Source organism: Pseudomonas sp. Pme6b, from assembly GCF_058129925.1.
The window spans coordinates 308,320-334,663 of sequence record NZ_CM176704.1; the positions used below are offsets into that span (position 1 = coordinate 308,320).

A 26,344-nucleotide genomic window follows, 5' to 3' on the forward strand; every position below is an offset into this window, starting at 1 on the left:
AGGAACAGGTAACATAATAACGTCTCTAGCCAATATCGTCGCTGCTCATGCCCAATACTCCCCTGGCCAGTCGCCCCCATGACCACTCTCACTGCGTGCATTCGGCACTCGCCGAAGCGGACGCCCTGTGCGCCAAACAGGGGCTGCGCCTGACCACCTTGCGCCGTCGCGTGCTGGAACTGGTCTGGCAAAGCCACAAGCCGCTGGGTGCCTACGACATCCTTGCAGTGCTGAGTGATGAAGACGGTCGCCGCGCTGCGCCGCCAACCGTTTATCGTGCACTGGATTTCCTGCTGGAAAACGGTCTGGTGCACCGCATCGCCTCACTCAACGCGTTCACCGGCTGCAATCACCCCACTCATGCGCATCAGGGGCAGTTTCTGATTTGCCGCCTGTGTCACGCGGCGATCGAGCTGCAGCACCCAGCCATCAGCAATGCCGTCATCGATGCCGCTGCAGGCGTTGGCTTCGCGGTCGAAGGCCAGACGGTCGAGATCGTGGGTGTATGCGCCGGCTGCAAGGCGGCTTGATGACGGATGCATTGATACGTCTGGAGCAGGTCGCTGTAACGCTGTCCGGGCAAAGCGTTCTGGACAACATCCAGTTGAGCGTCAAGCCCGGCGAAATCGTTACGCTGATCGGCCCTAACGGCGCTGGCAAGACCACGCTGGTGCGTGCAGTGCTGGGGCTGCTCAAGCCCGACTCCGGAACCGTCTGGCGCAAGCCGAAGCTGCGTGTCGGTTACATGCCGCAAAAACTGCATGTGGATCAGACGCTGCCGCTGTCGGTGCTGCGCTTTTTGCGTCTGGTGCCCGGTGTGGACCGCATGGCTGCAGAGTCGGCCCTGGAAGAAGTCGGGGCCGAGAAGGTCATCGATAGCCCGATTCAAGGTATTTCCGGTGGCGAGATGCAGCGCGTTCTGCTGGCCCGAGCCTTGTTGCGCAAGCCTGAATTGCTGGTGCTCGATGAGCCGGTGCAGGGTGTCGACGTGGCAGGTCAGGCCGAGCTGTACGGCCTTATTACCCGGTTGCGCGACCGCCACCAGTGCGGCGTGCTGATGGTGTCTCATGATTTGCATCTGGTCATGAGCACGACCGATCAGGTGGTCTGTCTGAACCGCCATGTTTGCTGCTCCGGGCATCCCGAGCAGGTCAGCCATGATCCGGCGTTTGTCGAGCTGTTCGGCAAAAATGCGCAAAGCCTGGCGATCTATCACCACCATCACGACCACGCCCACGATCTGCATGGCGCTGTGGTGAATGATGCCCCGGCGACTTCCTCACCTACCCACACTCATGTTCACGGAGACCACTGCAAGCATGGCTGATTTTTTACTGTATGCCTTGCTCGCAGGCGTTGCGCTGGCCGTGGTTGCTGGCCCGCTGGGGTCGTTCGTGGTCTGGCGGCGCATGGCGTACTTCGGCGATACGCTTTCCCACGCAGCATTGCTCGGTGTGGCGCTTGGCTTCCTGCTGGATATCAGCCCGACCATTGCAGTGACGGTCGGCTGCCTGCTGCTGGCGGTGCTGCTGGTCACGCTGCAACAGCGCCAGCCGCTGGCCTCGGACACACTGCTGGGGATCCTCGCGCCGAGCACGCTGTCGCTCGGCCTGGTGGTGCTCAGCTTCATGCATGAAGTGCGTATCGACCTGATGGCTTATCTGTTTGGTGACCTGCTTGCCATCAGCCCGGCTGATCTGACCTGGATCCTGGGCGGCAGCGCGCTGGTGCTGGTATTGATTGTTGCGCTGTGGCGCCCGCTGCTGGCAATCACCGTGCATGAAGAGCTGGCGCGGGTCGAAGGTCTGCCCGTCGCGGCATTGCGCATGGTGCTGATGCTGCTGATCGCCGTGGTGATCGCTGTGGCGATGAAGATCGTCGGCGTTCTGCTGATCACGTCGCTGCTGATCATTCCCGCCGCTGCGGCGCAGCGTCACGCCCGCTCGCCGGAGCAGATGGCGCTGGGTGCAAGCCTGTTAGGCGTGATAGCGGTGTGTGTCGGGCTATCATTGTCATGGTTCAAGGACACCCCGGCAGGACCGTCTATAGTGGTATCCGCTGCAGCGTTGTTTTTGCTCAGCTTTGTTCTACCCAGGCGAGCGGTGTAGACTTGCTCGTTTTTTGCGCAAACTAGAGAATCGCAGGAATGAAGCCGTTCGCCCCACGCTATCTGCTGCTTGTCGCATTTTCCATCCTGCTGGGTGCCTGCCAGAGTGCGCCCACTGCCGAGACGCCTGCCTCCGACGTTCAGCCTGACGCGTTCGCTCAGCTTGAGCAGAACATCGTCAGCAATGAGCTGGCGACGGCCGAGGATCAACTGGCCGCGTTGCAGGCCGCCAATCCTGCCGATATTCGCCTCGAGCCTTTTCAGCGTCGTCTGGCCGAAGCCTATCTGAGTCGCAGCCAGATCAGCCTGCAGAAGGGTGATATGAATGCGGCGGCCAACGCACTCACTCGTGCGCGCGCGCTGATGCCCAAGGCACCGGCACTGACCAGTGGCGTCAACGGCGCTATCGCTCATGCGCGCAAGGCCGAGCTGGAGAAAGCCGAAGCTGATTTGAAGGCGGCCGAAGCCAGAAGGGTTGCCAAGCTCATCGATCCGTCGGCAGAAAGCACGAAAATTGAACTCAAGATCGGCGATATGCGTGCATTGCGTCGTCAACTGGACGATATCGCAGCGGATACCGTAGCGTTCAACTGTGAAGTGCTGATGGTAGTGCCGCGCACCGAAGACTATCCGTGGCTGGCCACGTTGCTGACCAAACGGGTGGTCAAGGCCAATCCGGATTTCGAGCTGCAATTGCGTCGCCAGATCGAGCGCAATGAAAAAGCGCAGATCATTCTGACGCCAGCGAAGTCCTGAGTCGATTCTTCAAAGCGGACGCAGAGCGTCCAGAACTGCATTCCCACGCGGTGAACTGCCCCCCAAAAGTTGGACGGTTTTAGCTTGCCGCCTGAGCCCTGTATTTTACGGGGCTTTGGCCGTTGAGCTTCAGCTTGATGCGGTCATGGTTGTAGTAGTGGATGTACTCATCCAGACCTGCTTTCAACTCATCGATGCTTTCAAACTGTTTCAGGTAGAAAAACTCGGATTTCAGTGTACCGAAAAAGCTTTCCATTGCCGCATTGTCCAGGCAGTTGCCCTTACGGGACATGCTTTGTTTGACGCCTCGTACCGATAGCTTATGGCGATACTGCGCGTGTTGATACTGCCAGCCCTGGTCCGAGTGCATCACAAGCTTCGGCTCGTCCTGCAACTGCTGAAGCGCCTTGTCCAGCATGCTGGTGACCAGCTCAAAGCTCGGCCTTGTCGACACTTCATACGCCACGATTTCACCGTTGTACAAGTCCATCACGGGTGAGAGATACAGCTTTCGATTGCCTACCTTGAACTCAGTCACATCGGTCACCCACTTCTGGTTCGGGCGTTGCGCGCTGAAATTGCGCTCCAGCAAATTCGGCGCAATGGTTCCGATTACGCCCTTATAGGAGCGGTATTTTTTGGGGCGCACCACTGATCGCAGGCCCAGTTCTGCCATCAGTCGTTCTACAACCTTCTTGTTGACCAAAATACCTGCAGTGCGAATGACCGCCGTGATACGCCGAGCGCCATAAAGGCCTTTCTCCTCGTGGTAAATGCTTTCGACTAACTGTTTCAAAGCAGCATAGGGATCGGGTCTGGATTGCACCTGAACCTGATAGTAAAACGTGCTGCGTGCCAAGCCCGCCAGCCTCAGCAGAGCGCAAAGCGGGAACCGGCCCCTCAGTTGCTTGATGCTCAGGGCTTTTTCGGTTGCCGTCGTTTCTGCTCCTTCAGCTCTTCCAACTTTTTTAGGTAAGCGTTCTCCATGCGCAGATATTCAAGCTCGCTCATCAACTGGTCGCGCGTCTTCTGCGTATCGTCGGCGGTTACTGGTTTGGCGGGATAAGGCTTCTTTGGCATGGCGACAGGCTTTCTTCTGGCAGGAACATACGGGGCTGTACCGCTACTGTAATGCCGCTTTTCCCAAATGACTATTTGGCCGGGATCCCCGATACCAAAATGCGCAGCGGCCTGACGGAGCGATAGCTTGTGTTCACGCCTGTGCTCAAGCACTGAGCGCTTGAAAGCTTCGCTGTATCGAAGACCAGGCTTGCGATGGCCGGTGTGACCATGACTCTTGTAGTTAGCGACCCAGCGTCGAAGCAGGCTGAAATCGATCGAGAACTGGCGGGCTACCATACGAAAGCCCATGTTGTCTTCAAGATACGCTTTGACGACAGTGAGCTTGAACTGCTCTGAATACTTACCCATTTGAACACCCCCGTGAGGTCGGATTGGTGTCCAACTTCTTGGGGGCAGTTCACGGAGCGTGAGGGGCGAGAAGGTTCAGAAAGGCGCTCCCACGCCGGAGCGTGGGAGCGATCTAGCACGTCAGATCAAGCCGGAACAGCCTTGGCTTTCACTTCACGATCCCATACACGGTGCTGAGCAATCGCGTTGAAGAACGCTTTGAACGATTTGCTATCGGATACCTCCAGCAGGCCCGCATCTTCTTCCAGGCGTAGCAGGCTCAACAGCTCTTTGGCCTCCCCGGCAAAGGAGATGGCCTTGAGGTGCTTGTAGGCTTCCAGGATGAAGTGCAGTGCCACGCCGTCGCCTTTCAGCGCTTCGATCGAAGCCTTGCCACCCGGCACGAAGACTGCGTCGAACGCTACCGAAGGCAGGCCTTCAGCCGATGCGTCCACTGGCAGGCTCTGGCCGTCAGCGGTCTTGACCGGTGCGGAGGTCGGGCCCAATACCTTGGCGTGTGCGCCTTCGGCAGTCAGTGCAGCTTTCATGGCTTCGACCGCTTTGCCGTCCACGCCGTCTGCCACAAGAATGGCAACCTTGCGTGAAACGATATCGCCAGAAAGCAGGTTGACCTGGCTCAGCGCCGGCGACTCTTTTACCGAAGTCTGACGCACTGGCACGGTCCCGGCAGTCGGTGCTGGCAAGCCCAGATTGGCGGCTACGCGGCTGGCCAGTTCCAGGTCGATATTGGCCAGAATCTCGTTGACCTGACGGGCACGAATGTACTCGCGCTCGACCTTGCCCAACTCGAAGCTGTAGGCCGCGATGATGTGCTCTTTCTCGTGATGGCTCATGCTCTGGAAGAACAATGTAGCCTGCGAGAAGTGGTCGCCAAACGATTCGCTGCGCTCACGAACCTTGTGCGCTTCAACGCGCTCAGGGTAGGTCTCGAAGCCGCCATCTACAGGGCCGGCAGGGGTTTCTTTCGGCCAGCCGCCATCGATCGAGTTCGGCTCGTAGGAAGCGCGGCCCTTGTCGATAGTTGTGCGGTGCTGTGCGTCACGCTGACCGTTGTGGTTCGGCGCAATCGGACGGTTGATCGGGATTTCATGGAAGTTCGGCCCACCCAGACGGCTGATCTGCGTGTCGGTGTAGGAGAACAGGCGACCTTGCAGCAGCGGGTCATTGGAGAAGTCGATACCTGGCACGATGTGGCCCGGGCAGAAGGCAACCTGCTCGGTCTCGGCGAAATAGTTGTCCGGGTTACGGTTCAAGACCATCTTGCCCAGCGGAGTGACCGGTACCAGTTCTTCGGGAATGATCTTGGTCGGATCGAGCAGGTCGAAGTCGAACTTGTGCTCGTCTTCCTCGGCAACGATCTGCACGCCCAGTTCCCATTCCGGGTAGTCGCCCATCTCGATGGATTCCCACAGGTCGCGGCGGTGGAAATCGGTGTCCTTGCCAGCGAGCTTCTGCGCTTCGTCCCAGACCAGCGAGCACACGCCGAACTTGGGCTTCCAGTGAAACTTCACGAAGCTGGACTTACCTTCGGTGTTGATAAAGCGGAAGGTGTGGATACCAAAGCCCTGCATGGTGCGCAGGCTTTTCGGAATGGCACGGTCGGACATGGTCCACAGCACCATGTGTGCAGATTCCGGCACCAGCGAAACGAAGTCCCAGAAGGTGTCGTGAGCCGAGCCCCCGGTCGGGATTTCGTTATGCGGCTCTGGTTTTACCGCGTGCACGAAGTCAGGAAACTTGATGGCGTCCTGAATGAAAAAGATCGGCATGTTGTTGCCGACCAGATCGAAGTTGCCTTCTTCGGTGTAGAGCTTGACCGCAAAGCCACGCACGTCGCGCACGGTATCGCCCGAGCCGCGCGGGCCCTGAACGGTAGAGAAGCGCACGAACACCGGGGTCTTCTTGCCAGGATCACGCAGGAAGCCCGCTTTACTCAGCGCGCCATGGTCTTCATAGGTCTGGAAATAACCATGTGCCGCGGTGCCGCGGGCGTGAACGATACGCTCCGGAATGCGCTCATGGTCAAAGTGCGTGATTTTTTCACGCATGATGAAGTCTTCAAGCAGCGACGGGCCACGGCTGCCGACTTTCAGAGTGTTCTGGTTATCGGAAATCTTGACACCGTGATTGGTGCGCAGGGCCTGCTGGGTCGCGTCCGAGCGGAACTGCTCAAGGCTTTCCAGCTTCTCGTTGGTATTGCCACGGTCCAGGGTGTCGGTACCTGCCAATTCGCTCTTGGGCGTTGCGGTTACAGGTGGTGCGTTCTTGCTAGCCATCAGAGACTCCTTATCTCGCCCCAATCGTTGAGTTGGGTTCGCTGAATACGACTTCCCTGGCGTAAGCGGGAAATCACGGTATCCAAGAAGTGACCGAGGCCTAAAACAGCCGTTCCCTTTATTTGTCGCACATCTTTACCAACGGTCGCGTTATGCCCGTTGCGCAGGGCAGCCTGCAAATAAATGCTAAGCACAGCGGGCCGGACAGGCTAAAATGCGCGCCCGGCTTTATCCGGCCGAGGTAACGAAGCAGGTGGCGTCCTGCCACTGCGCTGATTTTTTAACGCGCCCCACAAGGTTCGCTCCGTGATCGAGTTTCATAACGTCCACAAAACCTATCGGGTGGCAGGCAAGGAAATACCGGCCCTGCACCCTACCAGCCTGCGCGTCGACGGCGGCCAGGTGTTCGGCATCATCGGCCATTCCGGCGCTGGCAAAAGTACCCTGCTGCGCCTGATCAACCGTCTGGAGACCCCGAGCGGTGGACAGATCGTGGTTGATGGTGAAGACGTCACGGCGCTTGATGCCAACGGCTTGCGCCGCTTCCGCCAACAAGTCGGGATGATCTTCCAGCACTTCAATCTGCTGGCCTCCAAAACCGTGGCCGATAATGTTGCGATGCCGCTGACGCTGGCCGGCGATATGCCCCGCAAGCAGATCGACCAGCGCGTGGCTGAGCTGCTGGAGCGGGTTGGATTGTCCGATCATGCGAAAAAATACCCGGCGCAATTGTCCGGCGGCCAGAAGCAGCGCGTCGGCATCGCCCGCGCCCTGGCCACCAAGCCGAAAATCCTGCTGTGCGATGAAGCCACCAGCGCGCTGGACCCGCAGACCACTGCGTCGGTTTTGCAATTGTTGGCCGAGATCAATCGCGAACTGAAGCTGACCATCGTGCTCATCACCCATGAAATGGACGTGATTCGTCGCGTCTGTGACCAGGTGGCGGTCATGGACGCTGGCGTGATTGTCGAGCAAGGCAAGGTCGCCGATGTGTTTCTGCATCCGCAGCACCCGACGACCAAGCGTTTTGTGCAGGAAGATGACCAGATCGATGAAAATGAACAGCGTGACGATTTCGCTCATGTTCAAGGCCGTATCGTGCGCCTGACCTTTCAGGGCGATGCGACGTATGCGCCTCTGCTGGGCACCGTGGCCCGCGAAACCGGCGTCGACTACAGCATCCTTGCCGGACGCATCGACCGCATCAAGGACACCCCTTATGGGCAGTTGACGCTGGCCATCACCGGCGGCGATATGGACGCTGCTTTTGCGCGCTTCACCGCCGCCGACGTTCATATGGAGGTGCTGCGCTGATGGACGCTTTTCTGAACCTGTTTTCCAATGTCGACTGGTACGAGATCTGGGGCGCCACCGGCGACACGTTGATCATGCTCGGTGTTTCGCTGGGCTTCACCATCCTGCTTGGCCTGCCGCTGGGTGTGCTGATGTTCCTCACTTCGCCGCGGCAGTTGCTGGAACACAAGCAGCTGTACGCCACGGTCGGGTTGATTGTGAACATGCTGCGTGCGTTGCCGTTCATCATCCTGCTGATCGTGATGATGCCGCTCACCGAAATCATTACCGGCACGTCACTGGGCATTCTCGGCACGTTGCCGCCGCTGATCGCTGGCGCCACGCCGTTCTTTGCGCGTCTGGTAGAGACAGCATTGCGCGAAGTGGATCGCGGCATCATCGAAGCCACGCAGGCCATGGGCGCGACGACTCGGCAGATCATCGTCAAGGCGCTGCTGCCTGAAGCGCGCCCCGGCATTCTGGCTGCAATCACTGTTACCGCCATTGCGCTGGTGTCGTTCACCGCCATGGCCGGTGCCGTGGGTGCTGGCGGGCTGGGCGATCTGGCCATCCGATATGGTTATCAACGCTTCCAGAACGATGTGATGTTCGTGACGGTCGTATTGTTGCTGGTGCTGGTGCAGATTCTGCAAACCATCGGCGACAGACTGGTCGCGCATTTCACACATCGTTGATCGAACCGTTGGTATCGGCCCGCCTGTGCGGGCCCAAAGGAGTTGTTGCATGAAAAAACTATTGGCCATATTCGCCGCTGTTACTGCCTTGTCCGCGCAGGCCAACGAAACCCTGACCGTCGCGGCCTCTGCCGTGCCGCACGCCGAGATTCTCGAGTTCGTCAAACCGACGCTGGCCAAAGAGGGCGTGGACTTGAACATCAAGGTGTTCAACGACTACATCCAGCCGAACGTACAGGTGTCGCAGAACCGTATGGACGCGAACTTCTTCCAGCACCAGCCGTATCTGGATGAGTTCAACAAGGGCAAGGGCACAGATCTGGTCGCAGTGGCCAAGGTTCACGTAGAGCCGTTCGGTGCGTACTCGGACAAGTTCAAGAAGCTGGAAGAACTGCCCAATGGTGCCAACGTTGCCCTGCCAAACGACGCCACCAATGAAGGCCGTGCCTTGCTGCTGCTGGCCAAGGCAGGTCTGATTACCTTGAAGGATCCGACCAATATCCTGTCCAAGCCTTCGGATGTCGTGAATAACCCGAAAGACCTCAAGTTCCGTGAGCTGGAAGCAGCTACGTTGCCGCGCGTACTGACTCAGGTCGATCTGGCGCTGATCAATACCAATTATGCCTTGAGCGCCAAGCTTGAGCCGACCAAGGACGCACTGATCATCGAAGGTGCCGATTCGCCCTACGCGAACATTCTGGTTGCCCGCCCGGACAACAAGGATTCAGACGCGATGAAAAAGCTGGTAGCGGCCCTGCAGAGTCCTGAAGTGAAAACCTTCCTGGCCGAGAAATACAAAGGCGCTGTGGTTCCGGCGTTCTGATCCGATTGTACCTTGCGGTTCTCGCGCCAGTGCTCTGCGTCCCTTGTGACGCAGAGCGTCGGGAACACCTTATCGCTCCCACGCTCTGTGCTCATAGTTATACAGGCGCGTCGTGGGAGCGAGCTTGCTCGCGAAGAGGCCGGTAAAGCCTTCAGAAAATAGAGCGTTTGGACCAAGTCGTCGTGAGCAATGCGGATCGCCGCCCCGGTTACTCCCGCAGGAATCTCACAGGCCCTAATCCCTTTCCAGCAGCCTCGGCAATTGCTTCACCAGCTTCTGATTGTTCAGCGGTGCGCGGATAAAGCCTCGCTGCGTACCATCCGGGCCGATCAAAGCCAGATTACCGCTGTGATCGACGAAGTAGTTCGCTTTGCTGGTGTCTGCGGGAATGAACGGAATGCTCACGGCATTGGCCAGTGTCTGGATATCAGCGACAGGCGCCGTCAGGCCGATGTACTGCGGGTCGAAGTAGCCCAGGTATTGCTTAAGCTGCTGCGGCGTGTCGCGTTCAGGGTCGACGCTGACCAGCACCACACGCATGCGCTCGACCACCTTTTCAGGCAGCTCGGTCCTGATCTGCTTTATCTGCGCCAGGGTAGTGGGGCAGATGTCCGGGCAGAAGGTGTAGCCGAAGAACATCAGCGTCCATTTGCCTTTCAAGTCATCAAGGGCCACCGCTGCGCCGTTCTGGTCCGACATGCTCAAGGCTGGCAACTGGCGACTTTTCGGTAGCAGCACAATACCTGCATCGTTAAGTGCCGCCTGACCCTCAGACCCGCTGCCCGGCAGCAACTGGCTGAGGATCAGGCCCAGAACGAGGGCAACAATGGCGGCAGCGATAAAAACGGTTTTCTGGATACGGGTCATGGCATCAACGCGGGTAGTGATCGGCATGCGGCCAGGGATGATGGCCTATATGGCTTCGAGCGCCTAGGGCGCAGTGACATCGAACAGCGTATAGGCCAGCGTCAGGCGTTTCACCTCTGCGGGTAGGTCGCGATCAACGATGAAGCGCACGGGCATCTCGATACGCTCACCCGGCTGTAAGGTCTGTTGGGTGAAGCAGAAACATTCGGTCTTGTGAAACCACTCTGCCGCCTTCCCCGGCGAAATGCCCGGTACAGCCTGGGCTTTCATCGGTTTGTCAGTAGGGTTCTGCGCCACGAAAATCATCTCGTTGACCGCACCAGGGTTGATTTGCATCTGGCTGGCGCGCGGGTAGAACGCCCAGACCATCCCGGCAGAGTTGGTAGCGGTGAACTGCACCTCGATCTGCCGCGAAGCGTCCTGGTCGCGGTTTCTGTCATGCCCGGTCAGCAAAGCATAGAGCGACGGCAATGCAAATCCGCAGATGAACATGATCACCAGCAAACAGATTAAACGCAGAGCAAGCCGCTTGGATAAAAGAGGCTGAGTCATGCCGGGCTCACTTTTTATGTCAGACAGCGTGTCGAAAGGGCTGCGGGCGGCTTCAGAGTAGCCTGCTTACATCAGCGCAAGGTGCCGTATTTATGCGCCAATGTAGGCAAATGGTCAGAAACTGAGCAAAAAACGCTTTGATATAGCCAATGCATATAAATGGGTTTCGGTTATAGCAAAAATGTCTTAGGCATTTAGTTAACCGAGCTAACGTATGACTCTCCATAACCGAACCACGGGGTTTAACGCCCTCAGGAGTCCCCACTGCCATGAACACCGCCGCATTGCGCGAGCAGATACAACTAGCCCATCAACATGAAGCCGAGACCGGCCACTTGCTGCAACAGTTGGAACAAAAGCTCCCACATCTTCATCCCGCCATTCACCTCCCGGATGTCGACGCGAAGGACGTGTTGACGCGTTTCGTCACTGCTTACATCGACTTGGTCCCCGACCTGCTGGACGCTGCTCACGAGGTCGCCGTAGAAGCCGGTATCGAAGGGCAGATTAAACCGGTACTGAAAATCGCGGAGCATTTTTTCGCAGCACCCCCTTCCATCATGGACGGACATGAAGGGCTGGAAAGCCTGTTGGACGAGGCCTATCTGGCACACAGACTGGTCGAGGAGGTGAACGATCTGTACATCAAGCATTTTGGTCAGCCGCTGATACCGTCAAATACCACGGTTGCCAGCGTGATTGCCCACCAGTTGATCGGCGAGCAATTTGCCAACCAGCTGGACGAGGCGGTTCACCATGCCGTCGACAAGCTGCTTGATGATGAAAGTTTCGCGCTGGACTCTGTCGAGGCCTACCGCGAAAAACTGACCAGTCCTGATACAGGGGCAGCGTGGAAGCGCTGGCCAAGCCTGTCACGACAATTGGGTATCGGCCTGGAGCTGGAACGCTCCGTCATCTGATTCAGAGGCCCGAATCAATGTCTTCGCCCGCAATGGAAGGAGCCGGATATCGCTCCGCTGCTACGCGAAGACCCATCCGGCTCCTATCGTCATTCCAGGCTTCAGCCCCAACGCTTTGACTATCAGGCGGCGCCCGAGCCTATACCCGTTGTTGTGTAGATCCGCCCTTCAAGACGACGCTTCAACCCATGCGGCTCAATGAGCAGTCGGGTGCCATGAGCGGCATTGGAACGTCCCCACTCTTCCAGCAGTTCCAGGCACGAGTGGTCTATGTAGGACAGATTGCCCAGCGGCACATGCACGGTACTGCCCTGCGGGATAGTGCCCAGAGCCTGAGTCAGCGCAGGCACCTTGAGGAACGTCGCGGCACCGACCAGACGCAGCTCGAATTCCTTCTCGCCCGCCAGTTCGACCACGTTGATCTTCAGGCGCGAAGCCTTGAACGCCAGCTTCACAAGGGTCAGACCGAAACCGACCAGTACACCGGTCAGCAGGTCGGTGAAGATGATCGCCACGGCAGTCGCCACATACGTGAACATCGGCATCCGGCCATAGCGGCCCAGACCACGAAATGCCTTCAGATCGACCAGCTTCAGGCCGGTGTAGACCAGCACACCAGCCAGACTCGCGACCGGAATGCTCTGCAGTACGCTCGACAGCAGCAACACGAACGCCAGCAGCCACAGACCGTGGAAGATCGTCGAGAAGCGCGTGGTGGCACCGGCCTGGACATTAGCCGAGCTGCGCACGATAACGCCGGTCATCGGCAATGCACCGAGCACTCCGCAGAGCATATTGCCCACGCCTTGCGCGCTGAGTTCCTTGTCGAAGTCCGAGCGCTGTCCACTGTGCATGCGGTCAACCGCCGAGGCGGAAAGCAGGGTTTCGGCACTGGCAATGAATGCTACGACGATAGCGGCAACCAGAATGGCTGGATCGGCCAGGTTCATCAGGTCCGCCGGACGCAGCCAGTCAATGGCATCGGCCAGGTTGTCCGGTACTTCGACACGCTTGACCTGCAAGGCCATGAACAGGCTGATGCCGGTTGCGATACCCACGCCCAGCAGCGCGCCGGGTACGAAGCGCAAAGACTGCGGACGAAGTTTTTCCCAGCCCCACATGATCAGCATGGTGCTCAGACCGAGCATACCGGCCTGCATGCCGGTGCCTGGTCCGAAGGCCTGGATCAGTGTGGAAGGGAAGGCGATCAGATTGTCCAGCCCGGAAGGTTTGGGACCGCTGTCGAACATCACGTGTGCCTGTGACAGTACGATCAACACGCCGATACCGGCGAGCATGCCATAGACCACCGCAGGTGCCGTGACCCGGAACCAGCAGCCAAGCTTGAATCGACCTGCCAGCAGCTGAAGCAACCCGGCGAGCACCAGAATAGGGCCCAGCATGGCCATGCCGTGCTCGCGTACCACTTCAAAAACCAGTACTGCCAGACCGGCTGCGGGACCGCTGACCTGCAACGGCGAACCGGCTATCCAGCCGACTATCAGCCCGCCCACGATGCCGGTGATCAGACCTTTGGCCGGAGGCATGCCGGATGCAATGGCGATCCCCATGCACAGCGGCAGTGCGACCAGGAACACGACCACGGAAGCGAGCAGCTCCCGTGGTAAAGCGGTTTTCAATGCTGTAATACCCATGACGCTTCTCCGGGATTCTTCAGACGAGGCAAGACGGGCGACGCGCATCCTGCGCAGCCGCCATCAGCTGATAAAGAAGGGCTTGCCGTCAGTCGGACTGGTGATCAGTCGGCTGAAAAGCGTGCTTTCGGTGAAGCCATCGGCGTCGGTCCCGAACCGTCGAGCGGTATGAAACGATCGAGCTCGGCGTCATAAGCCAGGATTTCGCTGGTTTCGATGCTGTAGACCCAGCCATGAATGAACAATTGGCCGCTGGCCATTTTCGCTGCGACCGAAGGGTGGGTACGCAGGTGTTGCAACTGGGAAATCACGTTTTCCTGAGTCAGGACCTGCATGGTTTCCAGCTCGCCGCTGCAACTGCAGTTCTGCTCGACCACTGTGCGGGCGACCTCGGCATGCCGCAACCAGGCTTTTACCGTAGGCATCTTGTCCAGGCTGTCAGGGTTGAGCACTGCACGCATGGCGCCGCAGTCAGAGTGTCCGCAAACGATGATGTGCTGCACGCCCAGTGCAACCACTGCGTATTCCAGAGCGGTGGACACGCCGCCGTTCATCTGGCCATACGGCGGGACGACGTTGCCGACGTTACGCGTGACGAACAGGTCGCCTGGCGAGCTTTGCGTAATCAGTTCAGGCACGATGCGCGAGTCGGCGCAGGTGATGAACATGGCCCGTGGCGACTGGGCGGTCGCCAGCTTCTTGAACAGTTCTTCCTGCTGGGGGAAGACCTCGTTACGAAAATGTACAAAGCCATCGACAATATGTTTCAACGCTACGTCGGCGCTGTCCGAATGGCTTGATGTGCTTGGCGACGTAGCCGAATGCTGTTTACCGATGTCTGTCATGTCTTCATCCTCTCTGACGGATTGATATGGATTCTTCATGCCTGTTTGACCAGAGCCGGATGTGATCCCTGTAAATGGCATCACGAACAAATCCCTTGAGCGCTATCGCTGGTGACACTCCGAGTTACAGACTAATCGCCCAAGCTTAAGCGAAACTGAATGCGATGGCTCTGGGACGCGGGTTTGCACGATAGTACCAAGTTCGTCACAGCAGTGACATTTGTCCTCCTGGCGGACAAAACGCATCGCAATCGAGTGCGAAACCGCCACGTTTGTTCAATCCAAGCCGTTTGATTGCCAGGGCATAGCGTTGAGCCAGTAGATCGGCAAACGGTCCTTCACCGCGCATCCTTGAGCCAAACTGACTGTCGTAAAGCGCTCCGCCGCGGCTTTGACGAATCAGGCTCATCACATGTTCGGCGCGTTGCGGGTAGTGCGTCTTCAGCCATTCGTCGAACAGCGGCGCGACCTCCAGCGGCAGGCGCAGCATCACGTAACTTGCGCTTAGCGCGCCTGCAGCTTTCGCCTCGCTCAGCAGCGCCTCCAGTTCGCTGTCATTAATCATCGGGATCATGGGCGCGCATAGCACCCCGACGGGTACGCCCGCCTGACGCAACACCCGAATGGCCCGCAAGCGAGCCTTGGGCGCTGCTGCTCTGGGTTCGAGGATGCATTTAAGCTCGTCATCCAGTGTAGTCAGGCTGATGAATACCGACACCAGCCGAAGTCTGGCCATCTCTGCGAGCAAGTCCAGGTCGCGGAGGATCAGTGAGCCCTTGGTAATGATGCTGACCGGGTGCCGATAGCGCAGCAACACCTCAAGCGTGGCGCGAGTGATGCGGTATTCACGTTCGATAGGCTGATACGGGTCGGTATTGGCCCCCAGCGTGATGGGCGCGCAGCGGTAGCCTGGCTTGGAGAGCTGTTGCTCCAACAGTGCTGCCGCGTTGGTCTTGGCGATAAGCTTTGTTTCGAAATCAAGGCCCGGCGACATGTCCCAGTAGGCATGGCTGGGCCTGGCGAAACAATAAATGCAGCCGTGCTCGCAGCCCCGGTAAGGGTTGATCGAGCGATCAAAGGGGATATCCGGCGAGCTGTTGCGGGTAATGATGCTTTTGGCGGTTTCGCTGGTGACCTGAGTGCCTTGGGTCAGTGGCACTTCCTGATACCAGCCGTCGTCCTCGGCCACGGACTGACTGGGGGCAAAGCGGTTATGCGGATTGCTGGCAGTACCGCGGCCACGAACCGGATAGGGGCTGGACATCTGGCTTTACTCAAATACTGTTTATGCATACAGTAAAGCATAAGGCCGTGATGGATCACTATGGCTGGCTTGTAAAACACCGCTCGTCTGACGGGCGGTGCATTGGGTTCGTCCCGCGACAGGTCAGGCATCGCCCTCGTGCGTCAGCTCCAGCACGCGGTCAACCAGCTTGTTGATGCCCGATGCAGCCTCACTGATGCTTTTGGCAACCATGTAGGCGGGCGTGCAGACCAGTTTTCGTGCTTCGTCTTCGACGATGTCATCGACAGCGCATGGCGCGTGGCTGCCGCCCATTTTGGTAATGGCCGCAGCGGTATCAGGGTCGTTGCCGATGGTGCAGGTAACGCCGGGACCGTAGATCTTCGATGCAAGTGCCGGGGTGATGCAGATCAGCCCGACCGGTTTGCCTGCTTCTGCGAACGCCTCTGCGAGTTCCAGCAGCCCGGCTTCCACCTGGCAGGCAGGGCCTTGCAGGGCAAGGTCGGAAAGGTTCTTCGCCGAGCCGAAACCGCCCGGGATGATCAGGGCATCAAAGTCTTCTGCATTTGCTTCGCGGATGTCCTTCACCTCACCTCGTGCAATGCGCGCAGACTCGATCAACACATTGCGCGACTCGGGCATTTCCTCGCCAGTCAGGTGATTGATGACGTGATGCTGGGCGATGTTCGGCGCAAAGCACTGGACCTGCGCACCACGTTGATCCAGACGAAGCAGGGTGAGGACGCTTTCATGGATTTCGGCACCGTCATAGACGCCGCAGCCGGACAGGATTACAGCCACTTTTTTCTGCATCGATTCGGCTCCTTGTACTTGAGCAATCTAAGGCTTCTTTTAATTCGTCCATTAATTGATCGCTTTACAGGCCGAGTGTTCAGTTCACGCTTTACAGGCTACGCAAAAATGCGTGGGGAAGGGCGGGGCTTGCGATGTCAGGTAGCGGCTGCGCGCTGCCGCCGAGTGAGGCCTGTCAGCCTGCACTCGGGGAAGGAAACGGAGAAATTACTCGTCTGATTTTTTCGTCAGGTCGACGGGCACGGTGACAGGTGTATCCAGATCGGACGCCGCTGCCGATGCACAGAACCGGCTCTTTTCTTCACGCTCTTCACGGGCAATGCGCGCGTTCTTGATGCGTCGGCGCAGCCACAGACCAAGGCCGAGCAGTATCAGCGCACCGAGCACCCAGAGTTCGTATTTCTTGACGTTGCCCAGCAAGCCCTCGAGAACCGCGCCGAAATGGTAGGCCGCCGAACCCAGCGCTGCCGCCCAGACAGCCGCACCGATACCGTTGAGCAGCAGGTAACGCCCCGGTGGGTAGCCTGACAGGCCGATGGCCACCGGCATGACCGTTCGCAGGCCATACACGAAGCGGAAGCTCAGTACCCATATGTCCGGGTGCTTGCGCACCAGCCGCAGGGCCTTGTCGCCCATGAGTTGCCAGCGGGGCTTGCGCGCCAGGAGCTTGCGGCCGTGTTTGCGCCCCATGAAATACCACAACTGGTCACCCGCATAACTGCCGCAGAAGGCAACGAGGATGACGATATTGAGGTCCATGTATCCGCGAAACGCCAGAAAGCCGGCGAGAACCAGAATGGTCTCGCCTTCAAAAAAGGTGCCGAGGAACAGGGCAAAGTAGCCGAATTCGTTCAAGAAATTCTGGAGCATTGTCTGGATGCTGGCGAAATGAACGCGCAGCCTAACGCGCCCAAGACAATGATGAAAGTGTCGATATGTGTCTCGACGTTAAAGATTCTTACAACCACAATGGTCGGATCCTCATAAGGGCCATGACCGCGACGTGCAGTCGCAGGTCGAACCATGACTGTCACACATTGGTCATAATGGCGGCTTATAACTGTCGCGCTTGCCCGCGTAAGCGGGCTCAGGAGTCTCGCCGTGAGCTTTACCCCCGCAAACCGCCTGTTTCCTCTCACTCGTCTGCGCCGTAATCGCCGCGACGACTTTTCCCGTAGGCTGGTGCGTGAAAACGTTGTCACCGTTGACGATCTGATTCTCCCCGTATTTGTCCTCGATGGTGAAAACCGTCGTGAATCCATCGCCTCGATGTCTGGCGTCGAGCGTCTCAGTGTCGATCTGTTGCTTGAGGAAGCCGAGCACTGGGTCGCACTGGGCATTCCAGCGCTGGTCTTGTTCCCGGTAACGCCGGCCGAGAAAAAATCTCTGGACGGCGCTGAAGCCTGGAACCCGGATGGCATTGCGCAACGCGCCACCCGCGCGTTGCGTGACCGTTTCCCGGAGTTGGGCGTCATCACTGATGTGGCGCTGGACCCGTTTACCACCCATGGTCAGGACGGCATCCTCGACGAAGAGGGCTATGTGCAGAACGACATCACTGTCGACGCACTGGTGAAGCAGGCCTTGTCGCACGCCGATGCGGGTGCTCAGGTGATCGCGCCGTCGGACATGATGGACGGTCGCATCCAGGCCATCCGTGAGTCGCTGGAACTGGCCGGGCACGTCAACGTGCGGATCATGGCCTACTCGGCCAAATACGCCAGTGCCTATTACGGCCCGTTCCGTGATGCGGTGGGTTCTTCGCTGAATCTGGGCAAGGCCAACAAGGCGTCCTATCAGATGGACCCGGCCAACAGCAACGAGGCACTGCACGAAGTCGCAGCTGACCTGGCTGAAGGTGCCGACATGGTGATGGTCAAGCCAGGTATGCCTTATCTGGACATCCTGCACAGGGTCAAGGATGAGTTCAAAGTGCCGACCTTTGTCTATCAGGTCAGTGGTGAATACGCGATGCACATGGCAGCAATCCAGAATGGTTGGCTGAGTGAAGGGGTTATTCTCGAGTCCCTCACAGCCTTCAAACGCGCCGGTGCCGACGGCATCCTTACCTACTTCGCTGTTCGCGCCGCTCAACTGTTGAAGGGGCAATAGCCTCACAGGATCATTCATGAATACCGAAGCACTCATCGAAGCCGCTGTTGAAGTCGATGTGCCGCAGGCGACGCCCGCGGTTGAACCTGACATCGAAGTAATCCCGGCCATTGAGGCGCCTGCCGCTGCGGTGCCCGCTATCGTCGCTCCGAACCTGGACGACAGCAGCCTGTATATCCACCGTGAACTGTCGCAATTGCAGTTCAACATCCGGGTACTGGAACAGGCGCTCGATGAGTCCTACCCGTTGCTGGAGCGGCTGAAGTTCCTGCTGATCTTCTCCAGCAACCTCGATGAGTTCTTCGAGATTCGTGTCGCAGGTCTGAAGAAACAGATCACCTTTGCCCGTGAACAGGCCGGTGCCGACGGTTTGCAGCCGCATCAGGCGTTGGCCAGAATCAGCGAGCTGGTGCATGGTCATGTTGATCGCCAGTACGCGATCCTCAACGACATTCTGCTCCCGGAGCTGGAAAAGCATCAGGTCCGCTTCATTCGTCGCCGTCACTGGACGGCCAAGCTCAAGGCCTGGGTACGTCGCTACTTCCGTGACGAGATCGCGCCTATCATCACCCCGATCGGTCTGGACCCGACGCACCCGTTCCCGTTGCTGGTCAACAAGAGCCTGAACTTCATTGTCGAGCTTGAAGGTATCGACGCCTTCGGTCGCGACTCGGGTCTTGCGATCATCCCGGCACCGCGTTTGCTGCCGCGTGTCATCAAGGTGCCGGAAGAGGTTTGTGGCCCAGGCGACAACTTCGTGTTCCTGTCGTCTATGATCCACGCTCACGCCGACGACCTGTTTCAGGGCATGAAGGTCAAGGGCTGCTACCAGTTCCGTCTGACCCGAAACGCCGATCTGGCGCTGGACTCGGAAGACGTGGAAGACCTGGCACGTGCCCTGCGCGGTGAGCTGTTCTCGCGTCGCTACGGCGATGCGGTACGTCTGGAAGTGGCGGATACCTGCCCCAAACATTTGTCGGACTACCTGCTCAAGCAGTTCAACCTGAACGAGTCCGAGCTGTATCAGGTCAACGGGCCGGTCAACCTGACGCGCCTGTTCAGCATTACTGGCCTGGACAGCCACCCTGAATTGCAATACCCGCCGTTCACGCCAGCGATCCCCAAACTGCTGCAGAACAGCGAAAATATTTTCAGCGTGATCAGCAAGCAGGACATTCTGCTGCTGCATCCTTTCGAGTCGTTCACGCCGGTTGTCGACCTGCTGCGTCAGGCGGCAAAGGATCCACACGTTCTGGCTGTGCGCCAGACGCTGTACCGCAGCGGAGCGAACTCGGAAATCGTCGATGCGCTGGTTGATGCGGCGCGTAACGGCAAAGAGGTCACCGCGGTGATCGAACTGCGCGCCCGTTTTGACGAAGAGTCCAACCTGCAACTGGCCAGCCGTCTTCAGGCTGCCGGTGCGGTGGTGATCTACGGTGTGGTCGGCTTCAAGACCCACGCCAAGATGATGCTGATCCTGCGTCGCGAAGCCGGCGAGATCGTACGTTATGCACACCTCGGTACCGGTAACTATCACGCCGGTAATGCGCGTCTTTACACCGATTACAGCCTGCTGACCTCTGACGACGCATTGTGCGAAGACGTCGGCAAACTGTTCAGTCAGCTGATCGGCATGGGCAAAACGCTGCGCATGAAGAAACTGCTGCATGCGCCGTTCACGCTCAAGAAAGGCATGCTCGACATGATCGCCCGCGAGACGCAATTTGCGCTCGACGGCAAGCCTGCGCACATCATCGCCAAGTTCAACTCGCTGACCGATCCGAAGATCATCCGGGCGTTGTACAAGGCCAGCCAGTCCGGTGTGCGCATCGATCTGGTGGTGCGCGGCATGTGCTGTTTGCGTCCGGGCATCGCCGGGGTTTCGCACAACATCCATGTGCGCTCGATCATCGGCCGATTCCTGGAGCACACGCGGGTGTTCTACTTCCTTAACGGCGGCGACGAGCAAATGTTCCTGTCGAGTGCCGACTGGATGGAGCGCAACCTCGACAAGCGTGTCGAGACCTGCTTCCCGGTGGAAGGCAAGAAGTTGATTCTGCGTGTGAAGAAGGAGCTGGAAAGCTACCTGACCGACAACACCCACAGCTGGCTGTTGCAGCCAGACGGGCGTTACGTGCGCAGCACGCCGACCGGCAATCAGAACGCCCGAAGCGCCCAGGCGACCCTGCTGGAGCGCCTGAGCAACCCGGTTCTCAGCGTACGCTGAAGACGATGCCGACTCGGGTCAGCCACTCCGCTTCCAGCGCGAAGTCGGCCTGAGTCAGCTGGTTGTTTTCCAGCCAGCCTGTGGGGAACTCGGCGTCCAGATTCGGGCCGTCGGCACGCAAGATCACACGCGGCATCTCCTGGGTGCCACGAATGTGGTGAAACAGAATCGCAAAGCGCAACAACACGCACAGGCGAATCAGCTTGATGCCTTCTGCGCCGAAATCGGCGAACTTGTCCTTGGGAATATTACGGCGATGACCGCGCACCAGCAGAGCGAGCATTTGCTGGTCTTCGCGGGAGAAACCGGCAAGGTCAGAGTGCTCGATCAGGTACGCGCCGTGCTTGTGGTAGTGATAGTGAGCAATGTCCAGGCCAATCTCATGCACCTTGGCGGCCCAGCTCAGCAGTTCGGCGTAGCTCTCGTGTTGCAATTCCCAGCTTTCGGCAACCTGCTCCAGCGCATGCAGCGCCTTGGCTTCGACGCGTGCGGCCTGTTCCAGATCAACATGGTAGCGCTCCATCAGCGAGCTGAGCGTGCGCTCACGCACGTCTTCGTGATGGTGGCGGCCCATCAGGTCGTACAGCACGCCTTCACGCAGGGCACCTTCGCAGTGATCCATGCGCTTGAGCTCAAGCGCATCGAAGATCGCTTCCAGAATCGCCAGGCCTGCGGGGAAAATCGCGCGGCGGTCGGGCTTGATGCCGTCGAAGTCGATCTTTTCGGCGTCACCCAGCTTGAACAGCTTGCGCTTGAGCCAGGCCAGCCCTTCGGCATTAACCTCGCCAGCGCCGTAACCGTTGGCCTTGAGCGCCAGGCCGATAGCGCGAATGGTGCCTGACGAACCAATCGCTTCATCCCACTTCAGGCGATGCAGCGCATGTTCGATGCTCATGATTTCCAGGCGGGCAGCGGTGTAGGCCTGTGCGTAACGCGCGGGTGTCACCTTGCCGTCGCGGAAGTAGCGCTGAGTAAAACTCACGCATCCCATCTGCAGGCTTTCACGCAGCAGCGGCTCAAAGCGCTGGCCGATGATGAATTCGGTACTGCCGCCGCCGATGTCGGCGACCAGTCGCTTGCCGGGGGTGTCGGCCAGCGTGTGCGAAACGCCCAGATAAATGAGGCGCGCTTCTTCGCGGCCGGAGATCACTTCCACCGGATGGCCGAGAATCTCTTCGGCGCGATGAATGAAGTCGTTGCGGTTGCGGGCTTCGCGCAGCGCGTTGGTCCCCACGATGCGTACGGCACCGGGCGGCAGGCCATTGATCAGCTGGGCAAAACGTTTCAGGCAGTCGAGACCGCGCTGCATGGATTCTTCAGTCAACTGGCGTTCTTCGTCGATGCCAGCGGCCAACTGCACCTTCTCGCCCAGGCGCTCAAGAATGCGAATTTCGCCCTGATTGGCTTTTGCCACAACCATATGAAAGCTGTTGGAGCCCAGGTCGATGGCGGCGATCAGTGAAAAATTCTTGGGTGTTGAGTGCGGCATGGTCAGGAAATCCAGTTCGATAACCGGACCATCGTGCCACGATCCATGCCTGCCGCCAACGCGAAGCTGTCCAGGCAGCGGAAATACCCGGTATTACTCTTGTGAGGTGGCGGATGGCTAGCTAATCAATGTGATAGTTATGTCATTGTCGTGCCGATGCTTTGCGTTCCCTCGTTGGAGTGCTCGGCGTGATACACAGTCCGGACAATTGAGCTTACAGGCTTCTGGCCGAAGGCCGTGGGAGCGAACTTGTTCGCGAAGACGGTGTGCCAGGCGACGCATCTTCGGCGGATGTACCGGCCCTTTAGCGAACAAGTTCGCTCCCACAGGGGCTTCCACTACTGCGTTCCTGCACTGGAGGAACGATGACCCCACCTATCGTGCGACGCTCTTGTCACGCGTGCTCTACGGTGCCGATGAAGTTCGCCAGTTCCGGGGTTTTCGGGTTGGCGAAGAGTACTTTCGGGTCGCCCACTTCATGCACCTTGCCCTGGTGCATGAACACCAGTTTGTCGCCAACTTCGCGGGCGAAGCGCATTTCGTGGGTCACCATGATCAGGGTCATGCCGTCGGCAGCCAGCTGGCGCACCACGCTGAGCACTTCGTTGACCAGCTCCGGGTCAAGCGCCGAGGTGATTTCGTCGCACAGCAACACCTTGGGCGACATCGCCAGTGCGCGGGCAATCGCCACGCGTTGCTGCTGGCCACCGGACAGGCGATCCGGGAAGGCGTCGAACTTCTCGCCCAGCCCGACGCGCTCCAGCATCTTTCTCGCCAACTTCGCGGCTTCGGCCTTGGGCACCTTCTGCACGACCTGCGGCGCGAGCATCACGTTCTCGCCCACGCTCAGATGCGGGAACAGGTTGAACTGCTGAAACACCATGCCGACCTTCTGACGCAGGGTGCGCAGATCGGCGCGTGCGGCGTCCAGATATTCGCCATCGACCTCGATCACACCATCGTTGATCGACTCCAGGCCGTTGAGCGCGCGCAACAGGGTGCTTTTGCCCGAGCCGCTGCGACCAATGATTGCCACGACCTGGCCCTCTTCGACCGACAGATCGATGCCTTTGAGTACGTGATGATCGCCATAGTATTTATGCAGGGCGGAAATTCTAAGCAGAGGCATGCAGTCTCCTTTCCAGATGGCGCGCGCACAGCGACAAGGGGTAGCACAGGATGAAGTAGCCCAGAGCAACGAAGCCATAGACCATGAAAGGTTCGAACGTAGCGTTGGCCAGCATACTGCCGGTCTTGGTCAATTCGGTGAAGCCGATGATCGACGTCACCGCAGTGCCTTTGACCACCTGCACGGAAAAGCCGACCGTTGGCGCAACTGCGATACGCAGCGCCTGAGGCAATATCACGTAGCGCATCTGCTCGAATGGGGTCATCGCCAGGCTGGCAGACGCTTCCCACTGGCCCTTGGAGATCGACTCCACGCAGCCGCGCCAGATCTCGGCGAGGTAGGCGCTGGTAAACAGCGTCAAGGCCAGCGCTGCCGCTGCCCAGGGCGAAATGTTCATGCCCATCAGGGCAACACCGAAGAACACCAGAAACAGTTGCATCAGCAATGGTGTGCCTTGAAACAATTCTATATAGAGCTTGGCGGTCACACGCGGGCCGGTTTTTTCCGAGGTACGCATGCCCATCACCAGCAAGCCGATCAAGCCACCGCCAATGAAGGCCACCAGCGACAGGGCAACGGTCCATTGCAGGCCGATCAGCAGATTGCGCAGGATGTCCCAGAGGGTGAAATCCATCAGCTGTTCCTCGATATGTAGCGACGCCCGATCCAGGCCAGCAGTTGCCGGATCAGCAGCGCCATGGCCAGGTAGATCAGCGTGGTCACAATGTAGGTTTCGAACGAGCGGAAGTTGCGTGACTGGATGAAGTTGGCAAAGAAGCTCAACTCTTCAGTGGCAATCTGCGAGCAGACCGCCGAGCCCAGCATCACAATGATGATCTGGCTGCTCAAGGCCGGCCAGACCTTGCTCAATGCCGGGACCAGGACCACGTAGCGAAACGCTTCATAACGATTCATCGCCAGCGCTGCCGACGCTTCAAGCTGTCCCTTGGGAATCGCCTGAATGCCTGCCCGCACGATTTCCGTCGAGTAGGCGCCCAGGTTGATGACCATCGCCAGCACCGCCGCCTGCCATTCCGTGATCTGCACGCCCAGCGATGGCAGACCGAAGAAAATGAAGAACAGCTGGACCAGAAACGGTGTGTTGCGGATCAGCTCGACATAGATCGCAAAGATCGTCGCAAAGGGCTGGATCTTCCAGGCCCTCACGACGGCACCGACAATGCCGAGGCTGACGCCCAGCAGGGTGCCAATGGCCGTCAGTTCCAGCGTGAACAAAGCCCCGCGCAACAGCACATCAATGTTCTGCAGGACCGGTGTAAAGTCGAAATGATAAGCCATTGGTGAATCCTGTTACCGGAAAGCAGTGATCAGAGATCGGCAGGCAGCGGTTGCTTCAGCCATTTCTGCGACGCTTTTTCCAGCGCGCCGTCAGCCTTGGCGGCGTTGAGGATCTCGTCGACCTTGCCCAGCAGTTCCGGCTGGCCTTTGTTTACGCCGACATAAACAGGCGAATCCTTGAGTTTCACTTTCAGCGCTGGAATGCGCTTGGGGTTGCGCTCGCTGATAGCGACCATCACCACGTTGCCGCTGGCGATCAGGTCGGTCTGGCCAGCCAGGTAGGCGGCGATGGTCGAGTTGTTATCTTCAAAGCGCTTGATGGTTGCGCCTTCAGGTGCAACTTTCGACAGCTCGATGTCTTCGATCGCGCCACGGGTAACACTGATGGTCTTGCCTTTCAGGTCAGCGATGTCCTTGACCGGAGAATCAGGTGGGCCGAATACCGCCAGGTAGAACGGCGCGTACGCGCGGGAGAAATCGATGACTTTCTCGCGATCCGGGTTCTTGCCCAGGCTGGAGATCACCAGATCAACCTTGCCGGTGGTCAGGAACGGGATGCGGTTGGTGCTGTTGACCGGCGTCAGTTCCAGCTTGACCTTCAATTGGTCGGCCAGCAGTTGCGCGGTGTCGATGTCCAGGCCGCGAGGCTTCATGTCCGGACCGACCGAACCGAATGGCGGGAAGTCCTGCGGAACGGCCACCTTCAAGGTGCCACGCGCTACAACGTCGTCCAGGCCGTTGGCGTGGGCGGGTGTCTGGCTCAGCATCAGGCTGGCAAACAGTGCAGCAAGCAGGGCGCTGTAACGCTTGGTCATAGAAATCTCCGGGCGAAACGTAGGATGTTGGTCCGTCTCCAGTGCACAGCGCATGCCATCAGGCGATGACGTGCCATAACTCAAGCTTTGCAGCGTGTTTATGGTCTTACTGGTCTGACCAGTAAAGGTGTGGCGCGCCCTGCTTTGACGCGTTGAAAAGCGCTGCCGCCCCAGCACTGGGCGTCGCTTGCCGAATCTTCGGGATGGCGATAAAAGGGATTTTTACTGGACTGACTGGCCTGAACAGTGATGCCGCACACTTCACTCGCAGTACCCGAATCAGCCCTCCGGGCCATTCGCAAGTTGATCGCCGAGCAAGGGTACAAGCCCGGCGAGAGCCTGCCGTCGCAACGCGATCTGGCGGTTTTGCTGGGAGTCAGTCGTGCTTCATTGCGTGAGGCCTTGTCATCGCTCAGCGCATTGGGAGTGGTCAGCGTCCAGCCGGGTAAAGGCGTGTTCGTGCAGTCCATTTCTGAACCAGAACAGCGCACGAGTGGTTTTTCCTGGCCTTTCGAGGCACAGGTTTCTCCGGCCGACACGTTTCAACTGCGCTACGCGCTGGAAGGCTTCGCCGCGGGCTTGGCAGCCGTCACCCTGACCGCTGATGAACGAGACGTGCTTGAAGACAATGTCGAGGCCATGCGTCTGGAATTGCGTGCCGGCGACTTCGAGGCCGCAGCCCGGCTGGACTTCGAGTTTCACCGGCATATTCTGGTCGCCAGTGGCAATCAGGCCATGCTGGGGATCGTGACCGCAGGTGCCGACATCTTCCTTGAGAGCCAGAAAATGCCGTTCATACGTGCGGCAAGGGTCATGGAAACCTGGCAGGAGCACCGCAAGATCCTTCGCGCGCTGGCCCGGCATGCGTCGGGGCCCGCGCAAAAGGCCATGCAGGATCACATCCGTGGCGCAGCGCTTCGTACTGGCATTGTGTTCGTTTCGCCTTCCAGCTGAGCCTCTGCCATAACTCCAGTCATGCACCACCATAGCCAGACTC

Annotated in this window: 25 protein-coding genes; 11 read left to right on the forward strand and 14 right to left on the reverse strand. The window is 58.7% G+C overall.

The genetic code is table 11. The features are described from left to right. Nucleotides 1–47 precede the first annotated feature (47 nt). The 4 genes from AC4ANE_RS01440 to AC4ANE_RS01455 are packed head-to-tail and all read left to right on the forward strand — an operon-like array spanning nt 48 to nt 2,863. On the forward strand, nt 48–530 hold the full coding sequence (locus tag AC4ANE_RS01440) for a Fur family transcriptional regulator (protein ID WP_002551451.1): 483 nt from the start codon (nt 48–50) through the stop codon (nt 528–530). Then, complete coding sequence (znuC, locus tag AC4ANE_RS01445; RefSeq protein WP_002551450.1) at nt 530–1,327, forward strand: zinc ABC transporter ATP-binding protein ZnuC; 798 nt, start codon at nt 530–532, stop codon at nt 1,325–1,327. The genes AC4ANE_RS01440 and znuC overlap by 1 nt, the downstream gene beginning before the upstream one ends. Continuing rightward, the gene (gene znuB / locus AC4ANE_RS01450; RefSeq protein WP_002551449.1) at nt 1,320–2,108 is read left to right on the forward strand and encodes a zinc ABC transporter permease subunit ZnuB; all 789 of its coding nucleotides are present in this window, start codon (nt 1,320–1,322) and stop codon (nt 2,106–2,108) included. The genes znuC and znuB overlap by 8 nt, the downstream gene beginning before the upstream one ends. A 38-nt stretch (nt 2,109–2,146) precedes the next feature. After that, a complete protein-coding gene (locus tag AC4ANE_RS01455; RefSeq protein WP_002551448.1) occupies nt 2,147–2,863 on the forward strand; it encodes a PA5502 family lipoprotein in 717 nt (238 codons plus the stop codon). 79 nt (nt 2,864–2,942) lie between these two features. On the opposite strand, the gene AC4ANE_RS01460 is transcribed toward AC4ANE_RS01455, so the two are convergent. After that, a protein-coding gene (locus tag AC4ANE_RS01460) for an IS3 family transposase (RefSeq protein WP_095077641.1) occupies nt 2,943–4,294 on the reverse strand; the annotation gives its coding sequence in 2 pieces (ribosomal slippage) (nt 2,943–3,835 and nt 3,835–4,294; 1,353 coding nt in all). Nucleotides 4,295–4,419: 125 nt separating this feature from the next. Then, nucleotides 4,420–6,570, reverse strand: a complete 2,151-nt coding sequence (katE, locus tag AC4ANE_RS01465) for a catalase HPII (protein ID WP_002551539.1) — start codon at nt 6,568–6,570, stop codon at nt 4,420–4,422. A gap of 306 nt (nt 6,571–6,876) precedes the next feature. On the opposite strand from katE, the gene AC4ANE_RS01470 reads away from it, so the two are divergent. From AC4ANE_RS01470 to AC4ANE_RS01480, 3 genes are read left to right on the forward strand one after another with little or no spacing between them, the layout of a single operon-like run. Then, complete coding sequence (locus tag AC4ANE_RS01470) at nt 6,877–7,884, forward strand: methionine ABC transporter ATP-binding protein (protein ID WP_002551540.1); 1,008 nt, start codon at nt 6,877–6,879, stop codon at nt 7,882–7,884. Beyond that, nucleotides 7,884–8,558 carry a methionine ABC transporter permease gene (locus AC4ANE_RS01475; RefSeq protein ID WP_002551541.1) on the forward strand — a complete coding sequence of 225 codons (675 nt, stop codon included), beginning with the start codon at nt 7,884–7,886 and terminating at the stop codon, nt 8,556–8,558. Before AC4ANE_RS01470 ends, AC4ANE_RS01475 begins: the two co-directional genes overlap by 1 nt. A gap of 49 nt (nt 8,559–8,607) precedes the next feature. Further along, nucleotides 8,608–9,381: a MetQ/NlpA family ABC transporter substrate-binding protein gene (locus tag AC4ANE_RS01480; protein WP_002551542.1), complete on the forward strand. Its 774-nt coding sequence runs from the start codon at nt 8,608–8,610 to the stop codon at nt 9,379–9,381. A gap of 234 nt (nt 9,382–9,615) precedes the next feature. Here AC4ANE_RS01480 and AC4ANE_RS01485 read toward each other — a convergent pair whose 3' ends face one another. Beyond that, nucleotides 9,616–10,248, reverse strand: a complete 633-nt coding sequence (locus tag AC4ANE_RS01485; protein WP_002551543.1) for an SCO family protein — start codon at nt 10,246–10,248, stop codon at nt 9,616–9,618. A gap of 63 nt (nt 10,249–10,311) precedes the next feature. Beyond that, a complete protein-coding gene (locus AC4ANE_RS01490; RefSeq protein WP_002551544.1) occupies nt 10,312–10,800 on the reverse strand; it encodes a cytochrome c oxidase assembly protein in 489 nt (162 codons plus the stop codon). Nucleotides 10,801–11,069: 269 nt separating this feature from the next. Here AC4ANE_RS01490 and AC4ANE_RS01495 point away from each other — a divergent pair, with 269 nt between their 5' ends. Continuing rightward, complete coding sequence (locus tag AC4ANE_RS01495) at nt 11,070–11,720, forward strand: hypothetical protein (RefSeq protein WP_002551545.1); 651 nt, start codon at nt 11,070–11,072, stop codon at nt 11,718–11,720. Nucleotides 11,721–11,842: 122 nt separating this feature from the next. On the opposite strand, the gene AC4ANE_RS01500 is transcribed toward AC4ANE_RS01495, so the two are convergent. The 5 genes from AC4ANE_RS01500 to AC4ANE_RS01520 all read right to left on the reverse strand — a co-directional run bounded on the left by AC4ANE_RS01500 (nt 11,843) and on the right by AC4ANE_RS01520 (nt 17,146). Then, nucleotides 11,843–13,375, reverse strand: coding sequence for a SulP family inorganic anion transporter (locus AC4ANE_RS01500; RefSeq protein WP_002551546.1), 1,533 nt, complete (start codon nt 13,373–13,375; stop codon nt 11,843–11,845). A gap of 104 nt (nt 13,376–13,479) precedes the next feature. Then, a complete protein-coding gene (locus tag AC4ANE_RS01505; protein ID WP_002551547.1) occupies nt 13,480–14,220 on the reverse strand; it encodes a carbonic anhydrase in 741 nt (246 codons plus the stop codon). A 205-nt stretch (nt 14,221–14,425) separates the two neighbouring features. Further along, on the reverse strand, nt 14,426–15,484 hold the full coding sequence (locus AC4ANE_RS01510) for a PA0069 family radical SAM protein (RefSeq protein ID WP_002551548.1): 1,059 nt from the start codon (nt 15,482–15,484) through the stop codon (nt 14,426–14,428). 123 nt (nt 15,485–15,607) lie between these two features. Next, nucleotides 15,608–16,276: an isoprenoid biosynthesis glyoxalase ElbB gene (gene elbB / locus AC4ANE_RS01515; protein ID WP_002551549.1), complete on the reverse strand. Its 669-nt coding sequence runs from the start codon at nt 16,274–16,276 to the stop codon at nt 15,608–15,610. Nucleotides 16,277–16,483: 207 nt separating this feature from the next. Next, nucleotides 16,484–17,146, reverse strand: coding sequence for a DedA family protein (locus AC4ANE_RS01520; protein WP_002551550.1), 663 nt, complete (start codon nt 17,144–17,146; stop codon nt 16,484–16,486). A 231-nt stretch (nt 17,147–17,377) separates the two neighbouring features. On the opposite strand from AC4ANE_RS01520, the gene hemB reads away from it, so the two are divergent. Together hemB and ppk1 are read left to right on the forward strand one after the other, a co-directional pair. Continuing rightward, nucleotides 17,378–18,388, forward strand: a complete 1,011-nt coding sequence (gene hemB / locus AC4ANE_RS01525) for a porphobilinogen synthase (RefSeq protein ID WP_057442735.1) — start codon at nt 17,378–17,380, stop codon at nt 18,386–18,388. Nucleotides 18,389–18,404: 16 nt separating this feature from the next. Next, on the forward strand, nt 18,405–20,615 hold the full coding sequence (gene ppk1 / locus AC4ANE_RS01530) for a polyphosphate kinase 1 (RefSeq protein ID WP_002551552.1): 2,211 nt from the start codon (nt 18,405–18,407) through the stop codon (nt 20,613–20,615). On the opposite strand, the gene ppx is transcribed toward ppk1, so the two are convergent. The 5 genes from ppx to AC4ANE_RS01555 form a co-directional block, all read right to left on the reverse strand. Beyond that, the gene (ppx, locus tag AC4ANE_RS01535; RefSeq protein WP_002551553.1) at nt 20,602–22,104 is read right to left on the reverse strand and encodes an exopolyphosphatase; all 1,503 of its coding nucleotides are present in this window, start codon (nt 22,102–22,104) and stop codon (nt 20,602–20,604) included. The two genes, ppk1 and ppx, sit on opposite strands and share 14 nt — an antisense overlap. 394 nt (nt 22,105–22,498) lie before the next feature. Beyond that, nucleotides 22,499–23,233 (reverse strand): amino acid ABC transporter ATP-binding protein, encoded by a 735-nt coding sequence (locus AC4ANE_RS01540; RefSeq protein ID WP_002551554.1) that lies wholly within the window; start codon nt 23,231–23,233, stop codon nt 22,499–22,501. After that, complete coding sequence (locus AC4ANE_RS01545; protein ID WP_032074436.1) at nt 23,220–23,870, reverse strand: amino acid ABC transporter permease; 651 nt, start codon at nt 23,868–23,870, stop codon at nt 23,220–23,222. Before AC4ANE_RS01545 ends, AC4ANE_RS01540 begins: the two co-directional genes overlap by 14 nt. Further along, nucleotides 23,867–24,532, reverse strand: coding sequence for an amino acid ABC transporter permease (locus AC4ANE_RS01550; protein WP_002551556.1), 666 nt, complete (start codon nt 24,530–24,532; stop codon nt 23,867–23,869). Before AC4ANE_RS01550 ends, AC4ANE_RS01545 begins: the two co-directional genes overlap by 4 nt. Before the next feature lie 29 nt (nt 24,533–24,561). Further along, the gene (locus tag AC4ANE_RS01555; protein WP_002551557.1) at nt 24,562–25,347 is read right to left on the reverse strand and encodes a transporter substrate-binding domain-containing protein; all 786 of its coding nucleotides are present in this window, start codon (nt 25,345–25,347) and stop codon (nt 24,562–24,564) included. Between the two features lie 249 nt (nt 25,348–25,596). Between AC4ANE_RS01555 and AC4ANE_RS01560 the strand changes: the two genes are divergently transcribed. After that, nucleotides 25,597–26,301 (forward strand): FadR/GntR family transcriptional regulator, encoded by a 705-nt coding sequence (locus tag AC4ANE_RS01560; protein WP_002551558.1) that lies wholly within the window; start codon nt 25,597–25,599, stop codon nt 26,299–26,301. Nucleotides 26,302–26,344 lie beyond the last annotated feature (43 nt).